At 71.0% G+C, this 7,499-nt stretch carries 7 protein-coding genes and 1 pseudogene; 4 read left to right on the top strand and 4 right to left on the bottom strand.

The genetic code is table 11. The features are described 5' to 3' along the window. Window positions 1-707: pseudogene (locus FNH04_RS37365) on the bottom strand (transketolase); the annotation flags it as partial. Window positions 708-1,189: 482 nt separating this feature from the next. Here FNH04_RS37365 and FNH04_RS37360 point away from each other — a divergent pair. From FNH04_RS37360 to FNH04_RS37345, 4 genes are all read left to right on the top strand, one after another. After that, window positions 1,190-2,152: a heme o synthase gene (locus FNH04_RS37360; protein ID WP_322724969.1), complete on the top strand. Its 963-nt coding sequence runs from the start codon at window positions 1,190-1,192 to the stop codon at window positions 2,150-2,152. Window positions 2,153-2,246: 94 nt separating this feature from the next. After that, a complete protein-coding gene (locus FNH04_RS37355) occupies window positions 2,247-2,579 on the top strand; it encodes a hypothetical protein (protein WP_152790279.1) in 333 nt (110 codons plus the stop codon). A 168-nt stretch (window positions 2,580-2,747) separates the two neighbouring features. After that, window positions 2,748-3,857: an amidohydrolase family protein gene (locus tag FNH04_RS37350; RefSeq protein ID WP_152790278.1), complete on the top strand. Its 1,110-nt coding sequence runs from the start codon at window positions 2,748-2,750 to the stop codon at window positions 3,855-3,857. 56 nt (window positions 3,858-3,913) lie between these two features. Next, entirely contained in the window at window positions 3,914-4,666 is a 753-nt protein-coding gene (locus FNH04_RS37345; RefSeq protein WP_152790277.1) for a nucleotidyltransferase domain-containing protein, read from the top strand. 26 nt (window positions 4,667-4,692) lie between these two features. Here FNH04_RS37345 and FNH04_RS37340 read toward each other — a convergent pair whose 3' ends face one another. Genes FNH04_RS37340 through FNH04_RS37330 form a run of 3 tightly spaced genes read right to left on the bottom strand, consistent with a single transcriptional unit; the run spans window position 4,693 to window position 7,470 of the window. Then, window positions 4,693-5,700: a COX15/CtaA family protein gene (locus FNH04_RS37340; RefSeq protein ID WP_152790276.1), complete on the bottom strand. Its 1,008-nt coding sequence runs from the start codon at window positions 5,698-5,700 to the stop codon at window positions 4,693-4,695. A 55-nt stretch (window positions 5,701-5,755) separates the two neighbouring features. Continuing rightward, window positions 5,756-6,550 (bottom strand): ABC transporter permease, encoded by a 795-nt coding sequence (locus tag FNH04_RS37335; protein WP_152790275.1) that lies wholly within the window; start codon window positions 6,548-6,550, stop codon window positions 5,756-5,758. After that, the gene (locus FNH04_RS37330) at window positions 6,547-7,470 is read right to left on the bottom strand and encodes an ABC transporter ATP-binding protein (protein WP_152790274.1); all 924 of its coding nucleotides are present in this window, start codon (window positions 7,468-7,470) and stop codon (window positions 6,547-6,549) included. Before FNH04_RS37330 ends, FNH04_RS37335 begins: the two co-directional genes overlap by 4 nt. Window positions 7,471-7,499 lie beyond the last annotated feature (29 nt).

Raw genomic sequence — 7,499 nt, 5'->3', positions numbered from 1 at the left:
CCGTTCTCCTGCGGCTCCACCCGCTGTACGTGCCAGCCGTATGCCTCGTACCGGCCCACCACGTCCTCGGAGACCGCGGTCTCGGTGTCGCCCTCGATCGAGATGTGGTTGTCGTCCCACAGCAGGACCAGGTTGCCGAGCTTCTGGTGGCCGGCCAGCGAGGACGCCTCCGCCGAGATGCCCTCCTGCAGACACCCGTCACCGGCGATCACGAAGACGTGATGGTCGAACGGGGACTCACCCGGCGCCGCGTCCGGGTCGAACAGGCCGCGCTCGTAGCGGGCCGCCATCGCCATCCCCACCGCGTTGGCGACACCCTGCCCCAGCGGGCCGGTCGTCGTCTCCACACCCTTGGTGTGCCCGTACTCCGGGTGACCCGGAGTCTTCGAGCCCCAGGTACGAAACGCCTTCAGGTCCTCCAGCTCCAGGCCGAAGCCGCCCAGGAACAGCTGGGTGTAGAGCGTCAGGGACGAGTGGCCCGCGGACAGCACGAACCGGTCACGGCCGGTCCAGTCCGGGTCGGAGGGGTCATGGCGCATCACCTTCTGGAAGAGGGTGTACGCGGCGGGCGCGAGGCTCATCGCCGTACCCGGATGGCCGTTGCCGACCTTCTGTACGGCGTCGGCGGCCAGGACGCGGGCGGTGTCGACGGCCCGCGTGTCCAACTCGGTCCACGCGAGATCTGTAGTGGTCGGCTTGGTGCTCACCCTGAGTCAGGGCTCCTCTCCACAAGTCAATGCCGGTGTTCTCGGCGGCACCGGCCGCTGTCGAGCCTACCCCCGGAAGAACGCGCGTCTTTTCGAGTCATTCCAGAGTCATTCCGGATTCGTTCCACAGTCGTACCGGACTGCCGCGAGCGACCCCGAACCGCCTCCCCACCGGGAGGATTCCGCGGGGTGGGACCAGGAGGACCCGCAGTCGACACCTCAATACGCAGCCGGTCGTCGGAGCGCTCAATCGCAGGGCGTCCGACTCGTCGATCACAGGGCGCCCGGCTCTTCGTACGGGGTGTCGTACGGGGGCGTCGTACGGGGGTGCGGCGGCCCGCCGGGCCCTTTGCGGGGCCCCTCCCAACACGACCCGACCCCCAGGAAGGGCGCGGTTCGCGCAGCGGATACAGTTCCGTGAGTACGCGCGAGCCGTTACCGGGTGTTCACACCGGAGGCTCGCTGGGATGTCTCTGTCAGGGGTGTACGTGACGGCCGTCGAATCCCGTCCACCGGGAGTTCTCGGGGCGAGCAGCACGAGCAACAGCCGGGGCCAGCGGCCGTTCGGGGCCCGCGTCAAGGCGTTCGTGGAACTGACCAAGCCGCGGATCATCGAGCTTCTGCTGATCACCACGGTCCCCGTGATGTTCCTGGCGGAGCAGGGCGTGCCGGACCTGAAGCTGGTGCTGCTCACCTGCGTCGGCGGCTACCTCTCCGCGGGCGGCGCCAACGCGCTGAACATGTACATCGACCGTGACATCGACGCCCTCATGGAGCGCACGTCCCAGCGCCCCCTGGTCACCGGCATGGTCAGCCCGCGCGAGTGCCTGGCCTTCGGTATCACGCTGGCGGTCGTCTCGACGCTGCTGTTCGGTCTGACCGTCAACTGGCTGTCCGCATGGCTGTCCCTCGGAGCGCTCCTCTTCTACGTCGTCGTCTACACGATGATCCTCAAACGGCGTACCTCACAGAACATCGTGTGGGGCGGCATCGCGGGCTGCCTGCCGGTCCTGATCGGCTGGTCGTCCGTCACCGACTCCCTGTCCTGGGCACCGGTCGTCCTCTTCCTCGTCATGTTCTTCTGGACGCCGCCGCACTACTGGCCGCTGTCGATGAAGGTGAGGGACGACTACGCGCGCGTGGGCGTGCCGATGCTGCCGGTCATCGCCTCCAACAAGGTGGTCGCCCGGCAGATCGTGATCTACAGCTGGGTGATGGTCGCGGTCTCGCTGCTGCTCACTCCGCTCGGCTACACGGGCTGGTTCTACACCACCGTGGCGCTGGCGGCCGGCGGCTTCTGGCTGTGGGAGGCGCACGGCCTGCAGAACCGCGCGAAGGCCGAGGTGACGGGTGCCAGGCTCAAGGAGATGCGCCTGTTCCACTGGTCGATCACGTACGTGTCGATCCTGTTCGTGGCGGTGGCGGTGGACCCGTTCCTCCGCTAGAAGCCTTCTCGGTCCTGCGACGGGCGGGGAGCGTGGTCAAGGCCACGCACCCCGCCCGTCGCCGTTCGCTCTACCCGTCGGTAGCATCCTGACCATGGCAGACACGCAGCAGGTTGACCCCAAGGCGGAGCGCAAGGTGGCGCGGCTCGCCCAGCAGATCGGCGCCTTCGCCAGGGCTCACGGCGGGGCCGAGGGCCAGGTCGCGTACATCGGCGAGCGTGGCGCCCGCATCGTGCTCGTCGGTGAGGACGGCGGCTGGGGCGACCTGGTGGCGCCCTCGTACGAGATCGCCGAGAAGGCCGTGGAGAAGTCCGGGATCACGGTCCACGAGGACTTCGACGGCGAGTTCGCGGCCAAGGTGAAGACCGGCCCGTACGAGTGGACGCGGATGGCGGGGATCCAGGTGGGCGGCCCGAGCAACGGCTGATCCAGGACCGTCTCCGACCGCCCCCGGACCGTCCGTGGGCCCCTCCTCCGGGCAAGGACACGGCCGACAACCGTCGGTCGTTCGTACGGGGTGGGAGACAGCAGCACCCTGCGCCCGGTTCACCCGTTAGGACCTGTGGGAGACACGGTCCAGTCACGGGGAGTCCGGATGATCGAAACGCCGTCCCTGGTGGACCAGTACTGCCACGGCGTGCTGCGGACGGAGCTGGGCCTCGGCACCTTCGAGGCCCACCTCGCCCGCAGCGAGGGCCCGCCCGCGTCCGGCACGACCTTCTTCGACACCCAGACCGGCTTCGCGGTACGCCGCTGGTGCCCGCCCCTGCTCGGTCTCGAGCCGCACTGCCCGCCCGCCCGCTACCTCGCCCGGCGCCGTGAACTGGGCGTCCTGGAGACCGGTCGCCGACTGCTGCGGGGCAGCGGCATCACCACCTACCTCGTCGACACCGGACTGCCGGGCGACCTCACCGGGCCGGGCGAGATGGCCTCGACGGGCGCGGCCGAGGCGTACGAGGTCGTCCGCCTCGAACTCCTCGCCGAACAGGTCGCCGACACCTCCGGTACGGTCGAGTCCTTTCTCGCCAATCTCGCGGAGTCGGTGCACGGAGCGGCCGCGCACGCGGTGGCCTTCACCTCCGTGGCGGGCGTACGGCACGGACTGGCGCTCGCGCCCGAACCGCCCGGGCCCGGGGAGGTGCGGGGCGCGGCCGGGCGCTGGCTCGCAGCCCGGCGGGTCGGCGGCACGCTCACCGACCCGGTCCTGCTTCGGCATCTGCTGTGGATCGCCGTCGCCTCCGGACTGCCTCTCCAGCTCCACTCCGGCCTCGGCGAACCCTCCCTGCGGATCGACCGCACGGACCCCGTCCTCCTCACGGACTTCGCCCGTGCCACGGCCGGCCTGGGCACCGATCTCGTGCTGCTGCACGGCTACCCGTACCACCGTCACGCGGCCCATCTCGCCGGGGTCTTCCCCCACGTCTACGCCGACCTGGGCGCCGAACTCCTCCGCACGGGCGCGCGTGCCGCCGCCGTGCTCGCCGAGGTCCTGGAGCTGGCCCCCTTCGGCAAGCTCCTCTTCTCCAGCGGCGCCCACGGCCTGCCGGAGCTGCACGTGGTGGGGGCCCGGCTGTTCCGCGAGGCCCTGGCGCGGGTGCTCGGGACATGGGTGGCCGAGGGGGCGTGGTCCCTGGCGGACGCCGAGCGCGTGGCGGGGCTGATCGCGGCGGGGAACGCGCGGCGGGTGTACGGGCTGGAGAGGTGAGGGGCCACGGGGCCAGGACGGGAGTACCGGCCGGAGCGGTCGTCCAGACTGCACGTATGACACGCAGCGAAGCGACCGACCGGCTTCTCGACCGTTTCCTCACCGGACTGCGCGACCTCGCCCCCGTCGCCGTATGGGCACACGGGTCACTCGGCAGCGGGGACTACCAGGAGGGCCGCAGCGACCTCGACCTGATCGCGGTCCTGGACGACCCGGTCACGCTCCGGACGATCTGGCGGGTGGCACGGCTGCACGCCCGTCTGCGGGCCGAGCCGCTCGCCGGCAAGCTGCACTGCAGCTATCTGACGTCCGGCACGTCGGCCGACGCGGAGCGGCGGCACCTCACCTGGGCGCACGAGCAGCTGTTCAAGCGGACCGTCACACCGGTGACCCGCCGGGAGCTGCACTCCTTCGGGCTGGTCCTGCACGGCGAGCCGCCCGAGGCCCTGCTGCCGCCCGTGCCGGACCGTGAGCTCGCCGAGTTCGTCGTACGTGACCAGCGGGACTTCTGGCGACGGGAGGTCGACCGCGCGGACAACTGGACGCAGGACGTCTACGTCGACCTCTGGCTCGTCACGTACGCCCGCGCCGTGGTCACCCTGAAGGAGGGCCGGCTGATCACCAAACGGGAGGCCCTCGACCTGCTGCCGTCCTTCGGCGCGCCCGTGGAGGTGGTCGAGGACGTCAGGAGGCGGCGGTACGAAGGCCCGGGGGCGGCGCCGGGCGCGGAGTGGCTCGCGCGTCGGGCCCAGCTGACCAGGGAGTACCTCGGGCCCGCCATGGATGCCCTGGTCAGGGCGTATACGTGACGTGACGTGACGTGAGCGTGCGTGAACTACGCGCGCGTGGCGACCTTCTCCGCCGACAGGCCCGGCACGTCCACCGTGACCTCCGACCGTTCCCGCAGCGACAGCAGCACCCGCAGTGTGGCGATCCACACCAGGCAGGAGCCGAGCATATGGGCGCCCACCAGGACCTCGGGCAGGTCGGTGAAGTACTGGACATAACCGATGACACCCTGCGCGACCAGGATCAGGAACAGGTCGCGGGTGCGGTGGAGCGGCGCCTCGGGGGAGTCGATCGCCTTGAGGACGAACCACAGGGCGAAGGTCAGCGTCACCACGATCCAGGCGAGGACGGCATGCAGCTTGCTGACGTTCTCCCAGTTCAGCGGCATCCGCGCCACGTCGCTCGAGTCGCCCGCATGAGGACCCGCGCCGGTGACGACCGTACCGACCGCGATCAGCAGCACGGTCACGACGACCAGGACCGTCACGAGCTGCTGCACGGCCTTGCCCACCAGCGGGCGCGGTGCCGCGTCGCCCTCCCGTGTGCGCTGCCACATCACCGTCGCCACCGCGATGAGGGCCGTGGAGAGCAGGAAGTGCGCGGCCACCGTGTACGGGTTGAGACCGACCAGGACGACGATGCCGCCGAGGACCGCGTTGCCCATGACCACCCAGAACTGGGTCCAGCCCAGCCGTGTCAGGCTCCGCCGCCACGGCTTCTGCGAGCGGGCGGCGATGATCGCCCAGCCGACGGCCGCGCACAGCACGTACGTCAGCATGCGGTTGCCGAACTCGATGACTCCGTGGACGCCCATCGCGCTGGTCGTGGTGAGCGAGTCCTCGGTGCACTTCGGCCAGGTCGGGCAGCCGAGCCCGGAGCCGGTCAGGCGGACGGCACCGCCGGTGACCACGATGACCACCGACATGACGAGCGCGGCGAGAGCCGCCCGCTGAACCGTCCGGTGGGACGGGGTCCAGCGTTCGGCGATGAAGACGAGGGGGTTGCGCACGAAGGCCTGGGCGTCGGCGCGGGTCACTTTTGGCACGCGCCCCATCGTAGGCCGCACGCTTGTGCACGGTTTCACGAGGGGTCCCCAGGGTGCCCGGCGCCTACTCCCAGCGGAAGAAGCGCGCCGCCGCGCCCAGCCCGAGCACCGCCCACACGGCCAGGATCCCGAGGTCGCCCCACGGCATCCCGGCGCCGTGCTGGAGAACGTCCCGCAGCCCGTCGGACAGGGCCGAGATCGGCAGCAGCCCGAGGACGCCCTGGGCCGCCTCCGGGAACCTGTCCAGCGGCACGATCACACCGCCGCCCACGAGCAGCAGCAGGAAGACCAGGTTCGCGGCCGCCAGCGTGGCCTCCGCCCGGAGCGTGCCCGCCATCAGCAGGCCGAGCCCGGAGAAGGCGGCCGTGCCGAGGACCAGCAGGAGCAGCACCGCGAAGGGGTTGCCGTGCGGGGACCAGCCGAGCGCGAAGGCGATCACCGTGAGGAGGACGACCTGGAGGACCTCCGTGACCAGGACGGAGAGCGTCTTGGCGGTCATCAGCGCCCAGCGGGGGAGCGGTGAGGAGGCGAGCCGCTTCAGCACGCCGTAGCGGCGCTCGAAGCCCGTCGCGATGGCCTGGCCCGTGAACGCCGTCGACATCACCGCGAGCGCCAGGACACCCGGGGCGAGGAAGTCCACGGCCTCTCCGTCGCCCGTGTCCACGACGTCCACCGAGCTGAAGAGGACCAGCAGCAGGGTCGGGATGACGACGGTCAGGAGCAGCTGCTCGCCGTTGCGCAGGAGCATCCTCGTCTCCAGCGCCGCCTGTGCCGCGATCATCCGCGGCAGGGGAGCGGCTCCCGGCTTCGGCGCGTACGTCCCCGCCGCACTCGTCCGTGCGGCTCCACCCGCGCTCATACGCGCAGCTCCTTACCGGTCAGCTCGAGGAAGACGTCCTCGAGGGTGTGCCGCTCCACCGATATCTTCTCGGGCATCACGCCGTGCTGTGCGCACCAGGACGTGACGGTCGCCAGCAGCTGCGGGTTGACCTTGCCGACGACCCGGTAGGTGCCCGGGGTCAGCTCCGCCGCCGTGCAGTCCGCAGGGAGGGCCTTCAGCAGGGAGCCCACGTCCAGTCCCGGCCGGCCCGTGAAGCGCAGGGTGTTCTCGGCGCCGCCCCGGCACAGCTCCTCGGGGGAGCCCTGGGCGATGACCCGGCCGGCGTCGATGATCGCGACGTCGTCGGCGAGCTGTTCGGCCTCGTCCATGTAGTGGGTGGTGAGGATCACGGAGACGTCGTCCGCGCGCAGGTCGCGTACGAGGTCCCAGGTCGCCCGGCGCGCCTGCGGGTCCAGGCCGGCGGTCGGTTCGTCGAGGAAGACCAGTTCGGGGCGGCCCACGACGGCCATGGCGAGGGCGAGGCGCTGCTGCTGGCCGCCGGAGAGGCGGCGGTACGTGGTGCGGCCGCAGCCGCCGAGGCCGAGCCGCTCGATGAGGGCGTCCACGTCCAGGGGGTGGGCGTGGAGCTTCGCCACGTGGCGCAGCATCTCGTCGGCGCGCGCGCCCGAGTAGACGCCGCCGGACTGGAGCATGACGCCGATGCGGGGGCGCAGGTCCGCGGCCTGCCGTACGGGGTCGAGGCCCAGCACGCGGACCGTGCCCGCGTCGGGCCTGCGGTATCCCTCGCAGGTCTCGACCGTGGTCGTCTTGCCCGCCCCGTTGGGGCCGAGTACGGCGGTGACACCCGCCCTTGCCACCAGGTCGAGGCCGTCGACCGCGGTCTTCCCTCCGTACCGCTTCACCAGGGAACGGACCTGGACCACGGGCTCACTCTGCATGGGCGCCAAGTCTAGGGACGGGGGCGGGG

It is taken from the genome of Streptomyces phyllanthi (assembly GCF_009377205.1).
GTDB lineage: Bacteria > Actinomycetota > Actinomycetes > Streptomycetales > Streptomycetaceae > Streptomyces > Streptomyces phyllanthi.
This window is presented reverse-complemented; position numbering and strand designations above follow the sequence as displayed.